We start from the raw sequence: 19,903 nt of genomic DNA, 5'->3' as shown, positions 1-19,903 counted from the left end.
GCAACAAGCCTTCGATTTGTTTGAATTGCTCGGCGGTCAGTTGCATGGCACTCGGTCTCAACACTATTTGCTGCATTATAGCAAATAGCGTTAACAGGCCCTAGCCGATGGGCATGCGCCGCCCTCCAGCTCATGCCAGCCAATCCAGGGTCAGCAGAAGGCGACGCTCTCCCCGTGCTGGCCGGGGCGAGCGATGGATGATTCCAGCACCCTCATTGCCCAGCCACTTCTCGCCCTTGAACAGCGCCACCGCACCGACCTCGATCTGCTGCGAATCGCTCGGCTCTGCAGACGGATCGCCAAGCCGCGCCCTTGCCATCGTGCCTTCACGAAGCCACTGGCTGCCGATGCCGCAATAGGTGGTGACCAGCCTCAAGGGTACCCGGTCGACATGAAAACGTGGACACATGGCGGTTTCCAATGAGCGCAGACGCAGGCCGACGCGACGGGCATCGATCAGACAGGCGTAGGCGGATACCAGCCAGGCCACATCGGCGATGAACTCGGCTCGCCCTTCCGTGTCGACGTCGCCCTCGACCAGCCGGCTCAGGTCCGGTTCGGCTTCGGGACGATCCAGCTCCAGAACCAGCGATGCCGCTAGGGGCTCGCCAAGAGCCAGCACCGCTGCAAAGCGTTCGACAGGCGGAGACAGGCGCCGCTGCCAAAGCGCCATATTGACGCCATCCCTCAGCACTTCGGCGAGAATCGCCGGGCTGTCGGCGCAGATCTGGCGTGGCAGCGGGCGGATATTCGGACCCCGCATCTCAGGCAACCTCCTCGGTCCAGGGACCGAAGGGGTCCGACAAGGCCCGCCAGGCTTCGGGGCCGCCGGCCATTTCCTCATCGTCTAGCAGGCAGGCATCGAGCTCCCGGACGAGACGCGGAAAATCGATGTGCTGGCCGATGAACACCAGTTCCTGGCGGCAGTCGCCAATCTCGGGACTCCAGTGCTTCATGATCGCCGCCTGCCCCTCCTCATCCTGCGGCCAATGTGCCCTGGGCACGAAGCGCCACCAGCGCCCGGCATGGCCATGGCGCATCAGGCCGCCGGCCTGGGACCAACTGCCAGCATCCTCCGGCTTGCTTGCCAGCCAGAACCAGCCCTTGGAACGCAGCAGTCGTCCGTTGTCCCATTCGCGGCTCAGAAAGTCGAAGAAACGTTGCGGGTGAAAGGGACGGCGGGCCTGGTAGGCAACCGAAGCGATGCCGTATTCCTCGGTTTCCGACACGTGCTCGCCGCGCATTTCCCTGAGCCAGCCGGGCGCCTGCGCGGCGCGCTCGAAGTCGAAGCGGCCCGTGTCGAGGATCCTGTCCAGCGGCACCCGGCCCATGCTCATCGGCAGAATCTCGGCCTGGGTGTTGAGCCGACCAAGGATCGCCGTCAGCTCTTCCCGCTCGGCTTGGGAGATCAGGTCGATCTTGCTGATCAGGATGACGTCCGCGAACTCGACCTGCTCGATCAGCAGATCGGTGATCGAGCGCTCGTCCTCCTCTCCCAGCGTCTCGCCGCGGCTGGCCAGGCTTTCTGCCTCGTGGAAGTCGCGCAGGAAGTTGACCCCGTCGACCACCGTCACCAGCGTGTCCAGGCGGGCCAGGTCGGACAGGCTTCGCCCCTGTTCGTCGCAAAAGGTGAAGGTTTCCGCCACCGGCAAGGGCTCGGCGATGCCGGTGGATTCGATGAGCAGGTAGTCGAAGCGCCCCTCGCAAGCCAGCCGGCTGACCTCTTCGAGCAGATCCTCGCGCAAGGTGCAGCAGATGCAGCCGTTGCTCATCTCGACGAGCCTTTCCTCGCCCCGGTTGAGACTGACATCGCGCTGCACCTCGCTGCCGTCGATGTTGATTTCGCTCATGTCGTTGACAATCACCGCCACCCGGAGGTTTTCGCGATTCTTCAGGACATGGTTGAGCAGTGTGCTCTTGCCGGCTCCCAAGAAGCCGGACAGCACGGTCACGGGTAATCGTCGATCCACAGGGTCTTCCCTCAGGTATCACGCAGGTGTCGTTCACGCTGCTCCTGGCGCTCCTTGGCCTCGATGCAGAGCGTCGCGGTGGGGCGCAGCAGCAACCGCCGCAAGCCGATCGGCTCGCCCGTCTCGAGGCACCAGCCATAGGCTCCGCGCGCCAGCCGATCGAGCGCCGCGTCGATTTTGTCCAGCAGCCTCTTGTTCCGCTCCAGCACGCGCAGCTGCCATTGACGCCGCTCCTCGGCACTGCCGATATCCGCCGGATCGCCGCTCGGCTCCTGCTCGCGCAAGGCGGCGAACTCCTCGTCGATACGGAGCTGCAGCTCGGCACGCTGCGCCAGCAACAGATCACGGAAGAAAGCCTGTTGCTGCTCGTTCATGTAGGCCTCTTCGGGCTGGGCAAGCAGTTCGGCTTCTGTCATGGGAGTCTCCAAAGTCAGAACCTCCGCAGGCGCATCCCGAGGGGATGCCTTCCACCCCTTCTCTTTTCACGGTAGGAAATTTCCGCCTCCAAAACCGTTGCGCGAGAGGAGCACGATGCTTATTGTTATAACATAACACTTTTATTCTGGACCAGCGCTCATGAATTCCTTCACTCTGCCCGATGTTGCCAGTCAAACTCGTGCGCCGCAGGATATTGCGCTCGAATGGGTCGGCATGCAGGGCATCGCGCTGCCCATCGTGCTGGCCGACCAGCGAGTCGCGGCTTTCGTCGACGCGGGCGTCAGCCTCGATGCCCTCTCCACTCGTGGCATTCATATGTCGAGACTGTACCTGGCCCTGGAAGGGCTGGAGGCTCGCCCGCTGACCCCGGAATTGCTGAAGAATGTGGTCGGGCGCTTCCTGGCCACACATGCCGGCCTGTCGAAACGCGCATTTCTTGCCCTTCGTGGCGAGCTGCTGTTGAAGCGCCCGGCGTTGGTCAGCCCGCTGTCGGGCTGGAAGTCGTATCCGTTCGAGGTGAACACACGACTCGACGCGAAGGGACTGCGGATAGAATTGAAGCTGGATGTCGACTATTCCTCCACCTGTCCCTGCTCGGCGGCACTGGCCCGGCAGCTGATCCAGCAGCGCTTCGTCGAAGACTTCGCCGACAAGTCGTTGCAACATGCCGCGCTCGTCGCCTGGTTGGGCAGCGAACGAGGGATTGCCGCAACACCGCACAGCCAGCGCAGCGTCGCCTCGCTACGCATCCGGCTGGCGGCCGGCCAGATCGAACTCCCGCTGCTGGCCCTACTGGACAGTGCCGAAGCGGCCCTCGGCACACCCGTACAGACAGCCGTCAAGCGCAGGGACGAGCAGGCCTTCGCATTGGCCAGCGGACAGAACCCGATGTTCTGCGAAGATGCCGCGCGGCGCTTGCATCGAGCCCTGACCGATCTGGACGGCATCCGGGCCTTCCATGTCCGCGTGGCGCATGCCGAAAGCCTGCATGCCCACGATGCCGTCGCGGAAAGCGCCTGGAACTGGAGTCCGACATGCTGCTGAACTGCGCCGGCCTGCAATGGGGGACGCCCGGCCGTCCACTGACGCCGCCTCTGGATTTCCAGCTGGAGGCGGGCAGCCTGACTGCGCTCATCGGTGCCAATGGCAGCGGCAAGAGCAGCCTGCTGAAGGTCATCGCCGGCTGGCAGGAGCCACTGGCGGGCACCCTGACCCTCGAGGTACCCGAGCTGGGCGGGATTGGCTATCTGCTCCAGCAGCCGATGCTGGACCGGCAGTTCCCGATCGATCTGGCCGGGCTGGTCGGCGCCGGCCTGTGGCGCAGCGCGCTGCCGCATCGGACTCGCCGCCTGCGGCTTCGGCAGGCCTTGGAGGCGTGGCGCCTGGAAGGACTAGAAAACCGTCCGCTGGTCGCCTTGTCCGGGGGCGAGCTACAACGGGCGCTACTGGCCCGGCTTGGCTTGACCGAAGCCAGATTGCTACTGCTGGACGAACCGGAAGTGTCGCTGGATGAGCTGGGACGAGCCCTGCTCTGGCAACGTATCGCCGCCTGGCGCCAGACAGGACGCACGATCCTGGTGGCAACCCATGACCTCACTGCAGTGCATAGCCATACCGACGACTGCCTGTGGATAGACAGTGAGGGCTGCACGTTCGGCTACAGTCGGCGGATCGCGCTTTCCCGGCGAATGGGTCAGGTAGCCTGATGCTCGCCTCACTTTGGCAGCCGTTCCTGGAGTTCGCCTTCATGCGCCGGGCCCTGCTCGGTGGCGTGCTGCTGGCAATCAGCGTGGCGCCGCTGGGCGTGTTTCTCATCCTGCGCCGCATGAGCCTGATCGGCGACGCCATCGCCCACGGCATTCTTCCGGGCGCGGCGGTCGGCTTCTGGCTGGCCGGTCTGTCGCTGCCGGCCATGACCCTGGGCGGTCTGGTCGCAGGACTTGCAGTGGCCGCGCTCGCAGCCTTTGTCAGCCGATATACGGGGTTGCGGGAGGATGCCAGCCTGGCCGCGATCTATCCGGTTTCGTTGGCCTGCGGCATCCTGCTGCTGGGCCTGGCGGGCAAGCGTCTGGACCTGCTGGGACTGCTGTTCGGATCGGCCCTGGCTGTCGACCGGCCAATGCTCGAGGCCATGCTCTGGGTGTCTCTGGGCAGCCTCACGGTGTTCGGACTGATCTATCGCACCTTGCTGCTGGACAGCTTCGACCCCCAGTTCCTGCGCACCATCAGCCGCTTCGGGCCGCTCGTGCATGGCCTGTTCCTGGGACTGGTGGTACTCAACCTGGTAGTCGGCTTCCAGGCCATGGGAGCCCTGATGATGGTCGGCCTGATGATCCTGCCGGCCGCAGCGGCACGCTTCTGGAGCCGACATTTGCCGGTCTTGATCGTCGCGGCGGCGCTCATCGGTGCGACTGCCGTATGGCTCGGCCTGCTGCTGTCCTACCACGCCGCCCTGCCGAGCGGTCCCGCCATCGTGGTCATGGCCGGTTGCGCCTATGCATTGTCCGTGGCGTTCGGCCCGGTCCATGGGCTGCTACGCCGACCTGCCTCTCCAGTTCCGCTTTAGTTGCCGCGATGCGCATCCTGATCGCCCTGCTGTCGTTGCTGCTGCCCTTGCCGTCGGTGGGACAGGAACCGATCGAAGTCGTCACCAGCTTCAGCATTCTTGCTGACATGACGCGCAATATCGGCGGGGAACGCATACATCTCCACAACATCGTGGGTCCCGATGGCGACGCGCATGTCTACGAGGCAACGCCCGAGGATGTCAGGGTGCTGCGCAAGGCCGATCTCGTCATCCAGAACGGCCTGCACTTCGAACCCTGGCTGGATCGCCTGGTCGCCAGCAGCGAGACCGGTGCCAAGGTCGTCCGAGCCAGCGCGGGGGTGATTCCACGCAGTCTCGTGCTGCATGGCGAGACGATCGACGATCCCCATGCCTGGCACAGTCTGGCCAACGCGCAGATCTACGCAGCGAACATCGCCAGGGCACTGATCGAGGCAGATCCGGCACATGTGGCTATTTACCGGAACAATCATGCAGCCTACCTGAAGGAGATCGAGACGCTGCAGGTGGAGGTGGACAGGGCGTTTCACGATCTTCCGCCAGACAGCCGGCGTATCGTGACCTCCCACGATGCCTTCGGCTATCTCGGCCAGGCCTACCGCATCGACATCCTCGCGCCACAGGGGCTATCGACCGATCGCGCACCTTCCGCAACGGAGGTAGCCATGCTGATCCGGCAGATCCGTCGGGAAAGAATCGACGCGGTATTCGTTGAGAATATCAGGGACTCGCGCCTGCTCCGGCAGATCGCCGAGGAAAGCGGCGCGAGGGTCGGCGGTACCCTGTATTCCGACGCACTGGCCGCGCAGGGACCTGCCAGTACCTACCTCGGCCTGTATCGCCACAACGTCGAAACCATACTCAGAGCATTGCGTCGCTAACGACGTGCCACTCATAGCCCGTCGCAGAGCGCTTCAGTCGCTGCGCGTCTCACGAGCAGCCTGTTCGAACCAACCAATGACCGCCTGCAGGTGAGGCTCGCCATAGACCTTGGCGAAGCGCTGCGTTTCCTGCTCCTGCGGATTGCGCAGGATCTCCAGGCGCCGCTGGATGAAATCGGGGGTCAGGGGGATGCCGCACTCGACCGTGATGCAATGGCGCCAGGAGGCATAGCTGTCGGGGATGGCGGGAGTGGTTTTCATAGGTTTCTCCGTTCCTTCTGGGAAGCCGAGCGCTCGCTGCGTCCGCCCTCGAAAAGCACCCTCCGTTTGCGGCATTGCCTGGGCACGGCTGACCACAAGTGTATCCCCGAAACCGGACTAGACTTTTTCTCATCCACCGTCTCGAGGAGTACGGACATGGGCAAACGCGCTGCGGAATATTTCCACCGCCAATGGCAGCACTATGAAGACTGCCATCACAACCGGACCAACCTGGCCTTGCACATGCTCGCCTTGCCACTGTTCGTCGTGGCCTGTCTGGTGCTGGTAAACGCACTGCTGCACCTGGACCTGCTGACGCTGATCCTCGGCGGGCTCGGCCTGTCCGCCGCCCTCGCCCTGCTCGCCCAGGGCCACAGGTTCGAGGCGGGCGCCGATCCCCAGCACCCGGAGAACTCCCTGCCCCATCTGCTGGTCGAGCAGTTCCTGACCTTTCCCTCGTTCGTCCTGAGCGGCGCCTGGCGACGGGCCTGGAGGGCCTGCCAGCGCAAGCGCGAGTGAGCGGCGAGCGCCAGCTCAGCCGAAATATTCGCCCAGGGCCAGCAGCACCTGATCGGCCTCCTGCAGGCTCGACTCCAGCTCCTCGCGCCAGCGAGTCACCAGGGGCTGTAGATCGACCTCCCGCTCCGCCCTCGACAGCCAACTGCAGGCGGTCATGCCAGTCGCCCAGCGCCGACTGCGCGGTTTTCAGCCGCTTCGACGCCGAGCCGGAAAAGTCGACCAGATCGGGATAGGCTTCGGCGCCATAGCGCACCCGCTTGATCAGCAGACGCAACCGGTGCCGGTCGTGGGCCAGATTTCGCAGCGCCTCGCCCAGGCACGTGGCCTGTCGTGCCTGACGCTTGCGCAGACCGCGCAAGGCACCGTCGCGCCCGGCCTCCAGCCGCTCCCGCCGCCAGCCGATCAGCTCGAGCCTGCCGATGCCCCCCCCAGCTCCTGCAGCAGCACCTCGTCGTCGCGCAGCGGCGTGCTCAGGCGCCCCACGGCAGCAGCGGCCTGCTCCTGCGGATCGACGCCGGGCAGGCCGCGCAACGGGCGCAGCAGACTGCGCAGCCAGTGCAGGGCGACGCGCAGATCGTGCAGCGCATCGCCCTCGCGCCGCCAGGGCTTGAACAGCCAGAGCGCGACCACCGCCAACATCGTCGCAACCGCGGCAATGGCGATCAGCCCCAGCAGGCGCAGGTTGGCACTGCCGAACCAGCTCCGCAGGGCTTGCATCTGCTGCTCGCCCTGATACCCGGGCACCCAGCGTTGCCAGCCGTAGTTCAGGTCGTCCCAAGACAGGCGCAGCCGGTTGAGCCAGTCGATCTCGCGGTAGCGCGCCAAGGACAGTGACGCCTCCTCGAAGAAGCCCTGCTCTTCGCCAAGCGCCTGCTCCAGTCCCCGCTCGATGCGCTCCGGCGCTACCTGGAGGATGGGATCGACGGTGGTCCAGCCGCGCTGCGGCTGCCAGTACTCGACCCAGGCATGGGCATCAAACTGATGCACCACAGGTAGTTTCCGGCCGGGTTGAACTCACCGCCCTGGTAGCCGGTGACCACCCACGCGGGAATCCCGGCGGCGCGCACTACGAAGGTCATGGCGCTGGCGAAGTGCTCACAGAAGCCTCGGCGGCTGGCGAAGAGGAACTCGTCGATATCGGCTCGAGTTCCGGCAGCCGCTGGCTCCCCGAGCCCGCCATCAGCAGCGCCTTCTCCGCGGCCCGCGCCGGATCGCCCAGCGACAGGCGCATGAGGAAGCGGTCCAGTTGGGTCTCCGGCAGGGCAAAAGTACCGCTCTGGCTGACCGGCTTCTAACTGCTGTCGGAAAAGCGGCCTCCCAAGTTGCCGGTAACCGTTGAGGTGGCCATGCAAGAGTTCGAGCACCATCACTGTGATCCATTCGACCGCTTGCTTGTCGCTGCAGCCATCACGGAACCTATGAGGCTCCTGAGGGTCGATCCCACTGGTTGCGAAATACACCAGCCTGGCCGTGCTGGTCCCAGGAAAGGAGCTTCGATCTCCTGCAACAGCAGGAAGCCCCTCCAAATCCGGCATGCAGGCCTTCACCCCAGTCCCTTACAAGATCTTTTGAGGCCTTGGTTATGCGGGCGATAGAAGCATGGGCACGGGGCATAATCCATCGCCCACCTAGGCGCTTGTCCGCCTTGGGATCGTGTTTGCTGGGCCGGACCCAACAACCACAGACGGGATATGAGCGGATACAGACAATTGCCATCGGGGGAGATATTGCATGGATAGGGCCCGAATCATGTTCTACGTTATCCTGTACTTCTTTGCGACCGTAGCGGTTACGGGAGCTTATCCGGCCTTAGCTCAACCGGCTGCGATCCCTTGGGGCGTCAGTTCGTCGGCGAGCGCATTCAAGAACTACCGGGAGTGGTTCCCGAAAATGACTGCCGCGGGCATCACCACGGTTCGCCTGTTTCCTTCATGGCGGGGGATTGAAACGGAGAAAGGGACGTGGAAGTGGGACGATGCCGACTCGCTTATAAAAGTCGCCAGTGAGAACAATATCGAGATCAGCGGACTCTTGCTGGGCTCCCCCCCAAGAACAAAGACCGTTCATGCATTCCCGATGGAGAACCTGAACGATTGGTCCACTTACGTCTCGGCTGTCGTCAGTCGCTACAAAGACCAGATCCGCTACTGGGAAGTTTGGAACGAAGGCAATGCTGCCTTCAACGATGGCCACCATACCACGTCCGATTACGCGAAGCTCGCCGCCACCAGTTATGCGGCAGCGAAGCAAGCCAATCCGCAAGCACAGGTCGGCTTGTCAGTTGCAAGTTTCGACGCTCCGTATCTCAACCAGACGATCCTCGCCATGGCAAAAGCAGGGAAGCCGAACAGCTTCGACTATCTCTGCATCCACCCCTATGAGATCGTGGATGGTCTCACCAATAATAATGTCGATGGCGAGATTCCCTTCCTGTGGATGAGCCGTCTCTTGCGCAACATATTGAAAGACAGTGCGCCGGATCGGGCCAATGCTGAAATCTGGATCACGGAAGTAAGTCGCCGGATCGGAAATTTAAACGGTCGCGTCGTCTCGGAGCAGGAGGCAGCAAAAGCCCTCGTCAAGATTTACACGATGGCTCTTGCACAAGGCATCGCGAAAGTTCAGTGGTTCGAGGCCCAAGACCCCGAAGGGGAGGCCCCGGGATTCGGCCTGTTAGACCGGAGCGGCAGAGCCCGCGATTCCTACCAGACGCTGAAGGCACTGACAACAGCTCTCGGAGCGATGCCAGCGTATCAAGGGTGGTTGGCCTTGGGCCGCGACGGCCGGGGCTATGGGTTCGTCTTCGAGGGGCAGACCGCACCCGTACTGATTGCGTGGATGCCGAAAGGGCAGACGGACGAGTCGCTCTTGTTCGCCAGCGATGTGAAAGTGATTGACTCAAGAAAGGGTACAACCAGAACGCTCAAGGCCAATCAAGCGCTGAAGCTGACCGACATCCCTGTTTTTGTGACCGGCCTCTCATCCGACCTAGTGAATCAAGCCAAACTCAATGCGGGCAAGAATTTTCCGTGGGGGGGCGACTATACGAGAGCCAAGACGGTCAGCATCCAGCCGGGGTCGATCAACGCGAACAAGGGGATCTTCCTGGTCGGGGATGCCGATCGGCCCGTGGTCAAGTTTGACGACGGCTCGGTGGGCGTCAAGGTCGAAGGCGACATCACGCATCCGGTAAGTTTTTATGTTCATCCTTCGTTCGCGACAGTCCAGACCAGAGATTATTACATCCGCGTTGCGGTCCGCCGTCTGACGGCAGGCAACGTTGGCATGAATTTGTTCTACGAAGTCGCCGACAGTCAGGGGCGCAGGCCTTATGTGAACAAAGAGCGCTGGTTCGGCGCCTCGCCGGATACCGGCTGGCAAACATTCACATGGCAAGTCTCCGACGCTTTCTTCTCCAAAATGTGGGGCTATGACTTTCGTATTCAACCGGAGCAGTCGGTCCCATTCGTCTTGGGTAAGGTGGAGGTCAGCACCGAGCCATTCGAATAGCGAGACGGCATTGAGTCTGTCAAACCAGAGCACCGTCTGTTTAATATTTCACCAGATCCGGGAAGGACAGCCGCAAATACTCTATCTTACTGTGTCACTATCATGTCGATCATGTCGCAGGGAGGCGCGGCTAGTGCACGAGTCTGATACTGCCGCTGGCACGCAAAAGCGTAGAGCCGATGGCGGCGTACATCGAGCCGCTGCACACCAGTGCCTGGCACCAGACGCTGCATCACTTCGTGGCCAAGGCCCAATGGGCCGATCCGAGATGCTGCGCCGAGTAGCCCAGTGGGTCGTGCCCAGAATGGATCGACCCCGCGGCGGCTACTGGGACGTGGACGACACGGGCGCTCGCCGCAGCACCATACGCTGGCGCATCGAGCGCAATGATCAGGACCTCAAGCAGGACTTGGGGCTGGGACATCATGAGGGACGCGGCTGGCCATCACCATGTCAGCCCGAGCATCGCCGCCTATGGCTTCCTGGTCGCGTGGCGTCTGAGTTGTGAGCGTGCTGACGAACAGAACAGCCGAGGGAAAAACGCATCGAATGCTCAATGCCTGCGCCTCCCCCGGACTATCTCCCACGCGGCAGTCCAGCACGCATAACGTCACATGACGAATTCGATCACGCAGAAAACCGGCGTGGCGATCTACTTTGCCGATCCGCACAACCCCTGGCAGCGCGGCAGCAACGAGAACATCAACAGGCTGATTCGCCAGTACCTGCCAAGGACAGGACCTTGTCGATCCACGCCCAGGAACAGTTGGATGCGATTGCCTACGACTGAACATCCGGCCGCGCAAACGCTTCGACAGGAAATGTCCGATCGAAGCCATGACCAAAGCAATGGCATTATGATGCGATGCACCCGCCTCAACCCAGCAACCGCGCTGTCTTCAGCTCCTGCAATCGCCTCTCACATTGCCGAGCTTTTTTAATGGCACACCACTTCCAATGGCGCGCCAAATCCTTATACTCAGGCTTGGTTGTCAAGGGTTACGCCCAAGAATTGGGGCATACCTCTAAAAACCGACACGTATCATCAGGAGCTTCAAGAAAGAGCGAAGGAAACGCGCAGTTCGAAGTAGAGCCTGTGAACAGGCCCAGCGAGCCAAGACTCCAGCCACAACGCTCAATCTCCCTCCTTCTTTCCTTGCAGCACTTGAATACAGCTTCCACACCCGGAATCTCCGGAGGCTTTCGCCTGCACGAAAACCAGGGTTTCACCTGTCCTCAGGATCAGACGTCAAATCCTGGGGCGGTAGCGTGCCTGAAAGCCCACACTGAGCGCCCGCCAAGCGAGTCCTGAAACGGGGGCAGCCTTGGCCGGACAGGGACAGGATGCCGAGAAAGTTCAGCTCCACTAAAAAACATCCCTCTCTTCCAGCAATGTCCGAATTCCACGTCATTCAACGAGGACGCTTGACATGAAGGAAACCTTTTCCACCCTTTCCCAGGCGCTGCCTCTAGCCACTGGCCAGGCCTTCGCCGATGAGGCCACCTTGGCAGCCCTGCAAACCGCCAATATCCCCCTCCCCTGACGACAGAGCAGGGCGAGGCCGTTACCGCCGTCCAAGGCGAAGCGCTAGCCAACGTCATCGCCTACCCGGACTACGCCCTAGCCATCTCAATACAACGATCAATGCAAACAAAGGTGATATGAATTTGGTAGCCATAATTGGCCTGAAGGCTGTCTCCGCACAGAGCGAAGCTCTCGATATTGCCATTAGAGCCGCCAGATATCAAGCAAGCCAGCAACAATTTTAGTAGCGTTGGCGACGGTGCTGGTCAAGCTCTCACAAGTCCCAACTGATCTCCAGCTGGATTGACATAGCAAGCGTATTCCCAGAGTTCCGATAGCCAGCTTGTTCCTTACTTCCTTACTCCTTCTCCGGAAGATCGAGGGGGAGGACAAGCCATGCCCCATACCGGCAGCATACGGAAAGGCCATAAGTTCCCATGAGCAAGAAGTACCCTCTCCACGCATTGACGACCGCCCTTTCGGCCACTGCCTGCGCCAATATCTGGGCCGTCGAGCCACAAAGCATCAAGCTGGCGGATGGACTGCAATTCACCCCCACCCTGCAAGTCACTGAAAGTTACGACGATAACTTCCGTGCTGTCGAAGACCACAAGCAGTCCTCTTGGATCACCCGTATCACCCCAACCTTCACCTTGGGCGCGGAGGGTCATAAAGGCCGCTACGAAGTGAAATACAGCTCCGAGAGTGAGATCTTTCACTCAAGTCACAACGATGACAACACCGACCACCACCTCACTGTAGAGGCCGCCCTGCAATTCGACGCGCGCAATCGCCTGAAGCTGGATGCCGGCTACCATCGGGTCGAACTAGTCGACTCCGAGAACTCGGACAACTTGAGTAGCGAAAACGACAAGTTCAGCACCATCAATGCAGGCGCATTATACAGCTTCGGCGCCCAGGGAGCGCGCGGCCAGATCGACCTAGGCGCCAAACACGAGAAGCTGCGCTACCACAACAGCCACCACATCAACGATGATCTGGAGCGCGAAAGCACGATCTTGAACTCCATCTTCTACTATCGGGTGGCGCCGAAAACCCAAGCCTTGCTGGAGGCCCGCTATACGGACTACAACTACGTCTCCAACGACATGCGCAACAGCAAGAACTATGCCCTGCTCGGCGGTCTGACCTGGAGGGCCACGGCCAAGACCACCGGCACCATCAAGATCGGCGGCGAAAAGAAGCGCTTCGAAGAGTCTGGTGTCGACAACATGTCCAACTCCATGTGGGAAGTCGACATCGACTGGAAGCCGCGCACCTACTCGACCTTCAGCCTCACTACCCGCCAGGCCATAGATGAAAGCTACGAGTCAGGCATCGGCGCCTCCGCGGTCAGGAGCACCAGCACCACCCTCGATTGGAAACACAAATGGAGTGCTCGCCTGTCTTCCAAAACCAGCTACACCCGCAGCGAACAGGAGTATGAAGACTATGATCGCGACGACGATCTAGACTCCTTCAGAGTCGACCTGACCTACGGGCTGCACCGCTGGCTGGATATCAGCATCGGCTATAGATACACCACGAACGATTCTACCCGCGAAGGTGAAGGGTACGATCGCAACATTTACGTCCTTAGTATCAACCTTAGTTTATGACTCACTACCCGAGACACTGCGAGGTTGTGCTGTCCGTCGGCACAACTCAAGAGAAACCGCGCTTTATGGTCATCCGTCATTTCCTCAACCTGATACTATGTGTCCTGGTACTCAATGGCCGCGTCGCACTGGCAGAAGGCAACTCCAACTACAGACTGGCCTCGGGCGATGTCATCCGCATCAACGTATTCGGCGAGCAAGACCTCAGTATCGAGGAAATCCGCCTGACCGACGCCGGTACCTTTTCCTACCCTTTCATCGGCGAAGTCTTTGCCAAAGGCAAGACTGGCGCCGAGCTCGAACAATTGCTGATAGATAAGCTCAAGGGCGACTACCTGGTCGATCCGCGCGTCTCGGTCAACGTCTTGAAATACCGGGAGTTCTACATCAGCGGTGAAGTCAAGGAGCCCGGCGGCTACCCTTACCAACCCGGCCTCACCCTGCGCCGCGCCATTGCCCTGTCCGGCGGCCTCACCCAATTGGCCTCCACCGGACGCATTACCATCATCCGCGACCAAGACCCGAACCGCTCCCCTGAAAAGGCCACCCTGGACACTCCAGTTCATCCTGGCGACAGCATCACCATCGATCAGGGGTTCTTCTAGCAGTTTCGCAGGCTGGTTATGTCAGCCTTTTTCGAATAGTGATTTTGGCCTTGGCCACAATTTGTAACATATTGTCTATAAAGGCTCTCTTTGTAGGGTGGGTAACGGCGAAGCCTTACCTACCGCGGGTCTTTTGTGGCGTCGGGGTCAAGGCCCAAGCTGGCCTCAGGAACACGCTCTGTTTGTTGCACAGCAGCGAGCCATCGGCGGGAGCGGGAACTCCCGCGCCCTAGCAAAGCCCAGAACATGCTCCGACACTCACTGCGACATGATTTCAGGCAGTCTTCAAAAGGATTTCCCGAAAAAGGCGCACCCGGCGCGCAAGAATACCCTGCATAGCCACTCCTTCATTCGGAGTTTCCCGAAACATGGAAAGTAATACCCGGACCCCTGCACGTCCCTGGATCGCCCAATATGACGATGACGATGATGAAAGCGATCTGCTGCAACTCTGGCAGACCATCTGGCAGCGCAAATGGGGCATCCTCTCGCTGGTGCTGGTGGTCATTATGGTCGCGGTACTCGCCGTCTCGAGCATCACCCCCCTGTACCGTGCCTCCGCCACCCTACTGATCGAGGCGGAGCAGGCCAACGTGGTCTCCATCGAGCAGGTCTACGGCTTGGAGGGCACCGGCAGCGAGTACCTGCAAACCCAGTTCGAATTGCTCAGGTCGCGCGCCCTGGCCGAACGCGTGGTACGGGAACTCAATCTAACCACCCATCCCGAGTTCGATCCGCGCCAACAACCCGAACCGCTGATCGACATCCGCGGCCTGCTCGCCAGCTCCGATGTCAACAAGGTCGCCCCCGACACCCTGCCGGAAGATCTGGAAGAAGGCGTCGACCCGACCGAAGCTCGGATCTTCGACTCGGTCACCAAGGCCTTCATGGGGCGCATCGGCATCGAACCGATGGGCAAGAGCCAGCTGGTCAAGGTTCAGGTCGACATGGCCGACGCCCGCCTGGCCGCCCGCGCTGCCAACGCCCTGGCCAACGGCTTTATCGAGAGTCAGATGGAAGCGACCATGAACATGGCTGCGACCGCCACCACTTGGATGAACAGCCGCCTCGGCGAGCTGCGCGAAAAACTCAAGGAAGCCGAAGAACGCCTGCAGGCCTTCCGCGAGAAAGAGAACCTGGTGGACGTGGACGGCGTGAACACCATCAACGCCGCCGAACTGTCGCTGACCGGCAACCGCATGATCGACGCCCGCCGCCAGCGCGCCGAGGCCGAAAGCCAGTACCGCCAGGTTCAGAGCATGCGCCGCGGCGGCTGGGAGAAACTGGCGACCGTTCCCGCCGTGCTCGGCCATCCGCTGATCCAGCAGTTCAAGGCCGAGGAAGCCAGGGCCAGGGCCAAGGTGGAAGAGCTGTCCAAGCGTTACGGCGCCCGTCACCCAACCATGGATGCCGCCCACACCGAACTGAACGCCGCTTCCGCCAGCCTGCGCGGACAAGTCGAACAGATCGTCGCCGGCATCGAGCGCAACTATCAGCTGGCTATCGCCAACGAAAACTCCCTTAAAGATTCCTACAACGCCAACAAGGCGCAGATCCAGAACATCTCGCGCAAGGAATTCCAGGTCCGCGAGCTGCAGCGTGAAGTGGAGGCCAACCGTACCCTCTACGAAACCTTCATGACCCGTCTGAAGGAAACCACCGCCACCGCCGACTTGGGAGCCGCCAACGCCCGCGTGGTCGACCCAGCCACTGTGCCGTACCTGCCGTACACGCCGAAAAAGGCCCTGATCGTCGCCCTCGCCGCTCTGCTCGCCCTGCTCGCGGGCGTCGGCATCAGCCTGCTGCTGGCTACTTTGAACAACACCTTCAAGTCCACCGAAGATGTCGAGGGCAAGCTCAACCTGCCAGTGCTGGGCATCCTGCCTCTGGTCAAGAACAAGCAACGCAACCAGGTCGCCCGCCTGTTCACCAGCAGCGAGGACAAAACATTCTCAGAATCGATCCGCACCATTCGCACTGGGCTGATCCTGTCCAGCATGAGCCAGCCGCACAAGGTCCTGGTAATCACCTCTTCCATACCCTACGAAGGCAAAAGCACCGTGGCCGCCAACCTGGCCTTTGCCCTCGGTCAGATGGAAAAGACCCTGCTGATCGATGCCGACCTGCGCCGCCCGACTCTGGCGAAAAACTTCGACTTCCCGGTCGGGACTCCTGGCCTGGCCAACCTGATCGCCGCTACCGCCCGGCTGGAGGACTGCATCAAGCATGTGGATGGCATCGACATGATCGGCGCCGGCGTCGTCCCGCCGAACCCGTTGGAGCTGCTCTCCTCGCCGCGCTTCGCCAAGGCCATCGAGCTACTGAAGAGCAAGTACGAGCGGATCGTTATCGATTCCCCACCGACCCAAGCCGTCAGCGACGCCACTGTTCTCGCCACTCAGGCCAATGCGCTGATCTATGTGATCAAATCCGAAGCCACGCCGATCCCACTGGCGCAGAAAGGCATTGGTCAGCTGCTGCAGAGCAGCGTCCCGATCACCGGCGTGGTTCTCAACCAGGTTGACGTGAAGAAAGCGAAGAAACGTGGCTACAGCTATGGCGGCTACTACGACTACTATGGTTACAGCAGCAGCCAGAAGGCCTGAGCCACACTGGCCCCCCACGCGGGAGCGTGGGAGCCATTATTTTCCATAGGCGATCGCTCCCACGTGGGAGCGCAACCCGGCCGCTTGGCAGCCAACATACACACTTCCCCATCCGCAAATATGCTCGACCTGCACAACCACCTGCTTCCCGGCCTCGACGACGGCGCGCCAGACATGGAAACTGCCCTGCAACTGGCCCGCCTCGCCGTGCAGGATGGTATCACCCATCTCGTCTGCACCCCGCATATCCATCCCGGCCGCTACGACAACACTCTCGCCGGTATAGAGATGGTGCGAGGCGAATTCAGTGCCGCCCTGAAACAGGCCGGCATTTTCCTGCAGGTCGCCGCCGCCGCCGAAGTCCGCTTCGGCCTGGAGCTAATGGATGGTTTCGCCCGCGGCACCCTGTCCTTTCTCGGCGAATGGCAGGGCAATAAGGTCTTGCTCCTCGAATTCCCCCCCGGCGAACTCCCCTTCGGCGCCGAACACCTCACCCAGTGGCTGCTGGATCGCAAGGTCATGCCCATGATCGCCCACCCCGAGCGCAACAAAGGCCTCATGCGCAACCCGGCCAAACTCAAGCCCCTGCTGCAACAGGGCTGCCTGTTGCAGGTCACCGCCGCCTCAGTTGCCGGTCGCTTCGGTATGGTCGCCCAGAAATTCGCCCATGCATTGCTGGAACAAGGCCTGGTAAGCGTCCTCGCCAGCGATGCCCACAATCTGCAGCACCGCCCGCCGCTGCTGAGCGAAGGCCTGGAGCACGCCTCCCGCCTTATCGGCGACGTCAAGGCCGAACGCCTGGTTAAATACACCCCTTGGCAGATTGCCCAGAGCCACTTCCCATGAACAGCACTCTCGACACGCAACGGGCCAGCCAGACGCAGCATCGCACGCGCCAATACGGCACTGGCAAAATCGCCCCGCATCCCGTGCTGATCCTGCTCGGCGCTGCGCTTGCTCTGCTTCTGCTGACCGGCGGCACGCGCCTGCTGCTCGCCGGCATTGCCAGCTACCAGGCCGAGCCCTTCCCGCAGGACTGGGAGAAGAAAGGCCAGGAACCCAGCGAGCTCGCCTGGCAGATCGCCCACAATGCCGCCCAGCGCGCCATCGCCTTCTACCCGAGCACCAGCGGTGCCTACCAGCATCGCCTCGGCCAGATCCACCACTGGCAGCAACTGCACCAGCCCCTGGGAGCGCCTGCCGCCGCACCCTCGCGCCGCGCCGCTCTGGTCGCCTTTCGCGCAGCCACGGAAACCCGCCCCAGTTGGCCGGCACACTACTGGACGGCACTGACCTGGGCCAAACTCCAGCTGCTGGAGTTCGATAACGAATTTCACCGAGCCCTGGCTGAAGCCCAGCGGCTAAGCCCCTGGCACATCGTCATCAACCCTGGTTTGGCCGAAGTCGGCCTGATCGCCTAGGAACAACGCTCGCTCAGCGACCACACGGCCGTGCTCGAAGCCGCCCGATGCACGGCAAGCCTCATCAATGCGCATCTGTACGAAATGGCGAAGCTCCCAGGCATGGCGAGCAAGCTGTGCGACAGCCTCGACGAGGCCCTGAAGAAAAACCGCAAGATCTGCCTGTGACCCCTCGCATCAGCGAACGCCCCTACTAATCCTAGACATCAAGGCATTCAGGATGACAGCCGACACCACTGCACTACACCACTCAACCGAGAAGACACCCCATCACAGACCCCCAGTTCAGAGTGCCCTGGGAACCTTCGGCTCCTCCCGGAGCACCAGCAACCGGCCATTCAAGGCCGGAGTCACCAGCAAACCCGAGCACTCGCTACCCGGCGGCCGCGGCCTTACCTTCTGGGGACAATGGCTGGTGGCAATCAGCCTGACCAGTCTGCTGCTGTGCAGTCTGGCCCTGTTCAAGACCGGCGAATTGGACACCCCGTACCGCATCCTCGCGATCATCGCCGTGCTGGCCTCGGTGCCCACCTACTCGCTGCTGCAGGTCTACCACAAGCAGCACGGCTACCTGGCCGGCCTCAGCCGGCTGCTCGGCGGCTGGCTGCTGCTGCTCGCCGGGCTCACGCTGGTCGCCTTCATCACCAGGACCAGCGAACTGTTCTCCCGCGAAGTCACCCTGACCTGGGCCATGCTCGGCTTCGTCCTGCAGGCCGGCACCTACCTGCCGCTGCAGCACCTCTCCCGCCGTTATCACCGGAAGCTGCAGAGCGAACGCACCTCGCTAATCGTCGGCAGTGGCGAACTGGCCCTCGACCTGGCCCACAGGCTCGTAAGAATCAAGCGCGAGCCCCTGCTCGGCCTGGTCACCTCCGGGCGCGGCAAACTGCCCAGCCATAGCCTCTACCCGATCATCGGTGGCCTCGAACACCTGCGCGCGCTGATTGCCGAATACAACATCCGCCGCCTGTATATTGCCCTGCCGCTGGAAGAAGCCGACCAGATCGAAAGCCTGTACATCGACCTCTTGGATGCCAGCGTCGACGTGGTGTGGATACCCGACCTGGCCAGCCTGATGCTGCTCAACCACTCAGTCAGCGACATCGATGGCCTGCCGGCCATCCACCTCAACGAAAGCCCGCTTACCACCTACCCTACCGCCGCCCTGACCAAGGCCCTCGTGGACCGCCTGCTCGCCCTGCTGGCGATCCTCGCCCTCAGCCCACTGATGCTGACCATCGCCCTCCTGGTCAAGCGCTCCTCCCCCGGCCCGATCCTCTTCAAGCAAAAGCGCCACGGCTGGAACGGCCAGGTCATCGAGGTATGGAAGTTCCGCTCCATGCGCCTGCATGCCGATCAGCAGGTCAAGCAGGCCACCCGCGAAGACCCGCGCATCACCCCCATTGGCCGCTTCATCCGCCGTACCTCGATCGACGAACTGCCGCAGTTCTTCAACGTGCTGCAGGGCCGCATGTCCCTGGTCGGCCCGCGTCCGCACGCCATTGCGCACAACAACTATTACACCGACAAGATCGGCGCCTACATGGCCCGTCACCGTATCAAGCCCGGCATCACCGGCCTGGCACAAATCAGCGGCTGCCGCGGCGAAACCGAAACCCTGGACAAGATGCAGCAGCGCGTCGAGCTCGACCTCGCCTACATCAACAACTGGTCGCTGTGGCTGGACGTCAAGATACTGATCAAGACGCCACTCAGCTTGCTTTCAAAGGACATTTACTGAAAAAGCAGAGCGCAATTTCCTGAGTACTCGAACGAAATTTTCCCGGATTTTCTGCTGTTCCGAACCAGGCCAACCCCTGTATTTCACAGGCTTGCACGGGCAATGCAGGGAAAAATATTGGATTATTTTTCTTCGAGCACTTACTAAGCCTATCGAAAGTATTGTCATATTGAGAGACAATACCTCCATGAAATGCAAACGAAACTCCGATGGTCGGGCAATCGACCACCACGCCCTCCAG

The 19,903-nt window shown here is 61.6% G+C and carries 19 protein-coding genes and 6 pseudogenes; 17 read left to right on the top strand and 8 right to left on the bottom strand.

Translation table 11 applies throughout. The features are described 5' to 3' along the window. Positions 1-130 precede the first annotated feature (130 nt). The 3 genes from ACYVD0_RS02975 to dksA are packed head-to-tail and all read right to left on the bottom strand — an operon-like array spanning position 131 to position 2,386. On the bottom strand, positions 131-763 hold the full coding sequence (locus tag ACYVD0_RS02975; protein WP_460425409.1) for a DUF1826 domain-containing protein: 633 nt from the start codon (positions 761-763) through the stop codon (positions 131-133). 1 nt (position 764) lies between these two features. Continuing rightward, positions 765-1,970, bottom strand: a complete 1,206-nt coding sequence (gene zigA, locus ACYVD0_RS02970; RefSeq protein ID WP_460425408.1) for a zinc metallochaperone GTPase ZigA — start codon at positions 1,968-1,970, stop codon at positions 765-767. A gap of 11 nt (positions 1,971-1,981) precedes the next feature. Next, entirely contained in the window at positions 1,982-2,386 is a 405-nt protein-coding gene (dksA, locus tag ACYVD0_RS02965) for an RNA polymerase-binding protein DksA (RefSeq protein WP_460425407.1), read from the bottom strand. A 160-nt stretch (positions 2,387-2,546) separates the two neighbouring features. Between dksA and folE2 the strand changes: the two genes are divergently transcribed. Genes folE2 through ACYVD0_RS02945 form a run of 4 tightly spaced genes read left to right on the top strand, consistent with a single transcriptional unit; the run spans position 2,547 to position 5,855 of the window. Further along, positions 2,547-3,452, top strand: coding sequence for a GTP cyclohydrolase I FolE2 (gene folE2, locus ACYVD0_RS02960; RefSeq protein WP_460425406.1), 906 nt, complete (start codon positions 2,547-2,549; stop codon positions 3,450-3,452). Further along, positions 3,443-4,114 carry a metal ABC transporter ATP-binding protein gene (locus ACYVD0_RS02955; RefSeq protein WP_460425405.1) on the top strand — a complete coding sequence of 224 codons (672 nt, stop codon included), beginning with the start codon at positions 3,443-3,445 and terminating at the stop codon, positions 4,112-4,114. Before folE2 ends, ACYVD0_RS02955 begins: the two co-directional genes overlap by 10 nt. Continuing rightward, positions 4,114-4,974 (top strand): metal ABC transporter permease, encoded by an 861-nt coding sequence (locus ACYVD0_RS02950; protein WP_460425404.1) that lies wholly within the window; start codon positions 4,114-4,116, stop codon positions 4,972-4,974. The genes ACYVD0_RS02955 and ACYVD0_RS02950 overlap by 1 nt, the downstream gene beginning before the upstream one ends. Positions 4,975-4,982: 8 nt before the next feature. Further along, a complete protein-coding gene (locus tag ACYVD0_RS02945; RefSeq protein ID WP_460425403.1) occupies positions 4,983-5,855 on the top strand; it encodes a metal ABC transporter substrate-binding protein in 873 nt (290 codons plus the stop codon). 33 nt (positions 5,856-5,888) lie between these two features. On the opposite strand, the gene ACYVD0_RS02940 is transcribed toward ACYVD0_RS02945, so the two are convergent. After that, the gene (locus ACYVD0_RS02940; RefSeq protein WP_460425402.1) at positions 5,889-6,116 is read right to left on the bottom strand and encodes a hypothetical protein; all 228 of its coding nucleotides are present in this window, start codon (positions 6,114-6,116) and stop codon (positions 5,889-5,891) included. Positions 6,117-6,272: 156 nt separating this feature from the next. Here ACYVD0_RS02940 and ACYVD0_RS02935 point away from each other — a divergent pair, with 156 nt between their 5' ends. Further along, positions 6,273-6,635, top strand: a complete 363-nt coding sequence (locus ACYVD0_RS02935) for a hypothetical protein (RefSeq protein ID WP_460425401.1) — start codon at positions 6,273-6,275, stop codon at positions 6,633-6,635. A 15-nt stretch (positions 6,636-6,650) separates the two neighbouring features. On the opposite strand, the gene ACYVD0_RS02930 is transcribed toward ACYVD0_RS02935, so the two are convergent. From ACYVD0_RS02930 to ACYVD0_RS02920, 3 genes and pseudogenes are all read right to left on the bottom strand, one after another. Further along, positions 6,651-6,791 (bottom strand): hypothetical protein, encoded by a 141-nt coding sequence (locus ACYVD0_RS02930; protein ID WP_460425400.1) that lies wholly within the window; start codon positions 6,789-6,791, stop codon positions 6,651-6,653. A 327-nt stretch (positions 6,792-7,118) separates the two neighbouring features. Beyond that, positions 7,119-7,771, bottom strand: a pseudogene (locus ACYVD0_RS02925) (transglutaminase-like domain-containing protein); the annotation flags it as partial. Further along, a pseudogene (locus tag ACYVD0_RS02920) lies at positions 7,771-7,923 on the bottom strand (AAA family ATPase); the annotation flags it as partial. The pseudogenes ACYVD0_RS02920 and ACYVD0_RS02925, both read right to left, overlap by 1 nt. Positions 7,924-7,954: 31 nt before the next feature. Between ACYVD0_RS02920 and ACYVD0_RS02915 the strand changes: the two are divergent. The 12 genes and pseudogenes from ACYVD0_RS02915 to ACYVD0_RS02860 all read left to right on the top strand — a co-directional run. Further along, positions 7,955-8,114: pseudogene (locus ACYVD0_RS02915) on the top strand (PIN domain-containing protein); the annotation flags it as partial. 270 nt (positions 8,115-8,384) lie between these two features. After that, positions 8,385-10,145, top strand: coding sequence for an endo-1,4-beta-xylanase (locus ACYVD0_RS02910; protein WP_460425399.1), 1,761 nt, complete (start codon positions 8,385-8,387; stop codon positions 10,143-10,145). An 83-nt stretch (positions 10,146-10,228) separates the two neighbouring features. Next, positions 10,229-10,494 (top strand): annotated as a pseudogene (locus ACYVD0_RS02905) (transposase); the annotation flags it as partial. A 12-nt stretch (positions 10,495-10,506) separates the two neighbouring features. Then, positions 10,507-10,642: pseudogene (locus tag ACYVD0_RS02900) on the top strand (IS701 family transposase); the annotation flags it as partial. Between the two features lie 129 nt (positions 10,643-10,771). Continuing rightward, positions 10,772-11,006 (top strand): annotated as a pseudogene (locus ACYVD0_RS02895) (IS30 family transposase); the annotation flags it as partial. Between the two features lie 1,101 nt (positions 11,007-12,107). Further along, on the top strand, positions 12,108-13,289 hold the full coding sequence (locus ACYVD0_RS02890; protein ID WP_460425398.1) for an outer membrane beta-barrel protein: 1,182 nt from the start codon (positions 12,108-12,110) through the stop codon (positions 13,287-13,289). A 65-nt stretch (positions 13,290-13,354) separates the two neighbouring features. Then, positions 13,355-13,894 carry a polysaccharide biosynthesis/export family protein gene (locus ACYVD0_RS02885; protein WP_460425397.1) on the top strand — a complete coding sequence of 180 codons (540 nt, stop codon included), beginning with the start codon at positions 13,355-13,357 and terminating at the stop codon, positions 13,892-13,894. A 368-nt stretch (positions 13,895-14,262) separates the two neighbouring features. Continuing rightward, positions 14,263-16,500: a GumC family protein gene (locus tag ACYVD0_RS02880; RefSeq protein WP_460425396.1), complete on the top strand. Its 2,238-nt coding sequence runs from the start codon at positions 14,263-14,265 to the stop codon at positions 16,498-16,500. Between the two features lie 120 nt (positions 16,501-16,620). Continuing rightward, positions 16,621-17,346, top strand: a complete 726-nt coding sequence (locus tag ACYVD0_RS02875; protein WP_460425395.1) for a tyrosine-protein phosphatase — start codon at positions 16,621-16,623, stop codon at positions 17,344-17,346. Next, complete coding sequence (locus ACYVD0_RS02870) at positions 17,343-17,921, top strand: hypothetical protein (protein WP_460425394.1); 579 nt, start codon at positions 17,343-17,345, stop codon at positions 17,919-17,921. Before ACYVD0_RS02875 ends, ACYVD0_RS02870 begins: the two co-directional genes overlap by 4 nt. 30 nt (positions 17,922-17,951) lie before the next feature. Next, positions 17,952-18,089, top strand: a complete 138-nt coding sequence (locus ACYVD0_RS02865; RefSeq protein WP_460425393.1) for a hypothetical protein — start codon at positions 17,952-17,954, stop codon at positions 18,087-18,089. A gap of 127 nt (positions 18,090-18,216) precedes the next feature. Beyond that, on the top strand, positions 18,217-19,662 hold the full coding sequence (locus tag ACYVD0_RS02860; protein ID WP_460425410.1) for an undecaprenyl-phosphate glucose phosphotransferase: 1,446 nt from the start codon (positions 18,217-18,219) through the stop codon (positions 19,660-19,662). On the opposite strand, the gene ACYVD0_RS02855 is transcribed toward ACYVD0_RS02860, so the two are convergent. Continuing rightward, positions 19,634-19,903 (bottom strand): hypothetical protein (locus ACYVD0_RS02855; RefSeq protein ID WP_460425392.1); only part of this gene is annotated, 270 nt, incomplete at its 5' end. The genes ACYVD0_RS02860 and ACYVD0_RS02855 overlap by 29 nt on opposite strands.

The sequence above is a fragment of the Azotobacter armeniacus genome (assembly GCF_054779355.1).
The sequence above is the reverse complement of the archived record's forward strand: the minus strand, read 5'-3'. Positions and strand labels throughout refer to the sequence as shown.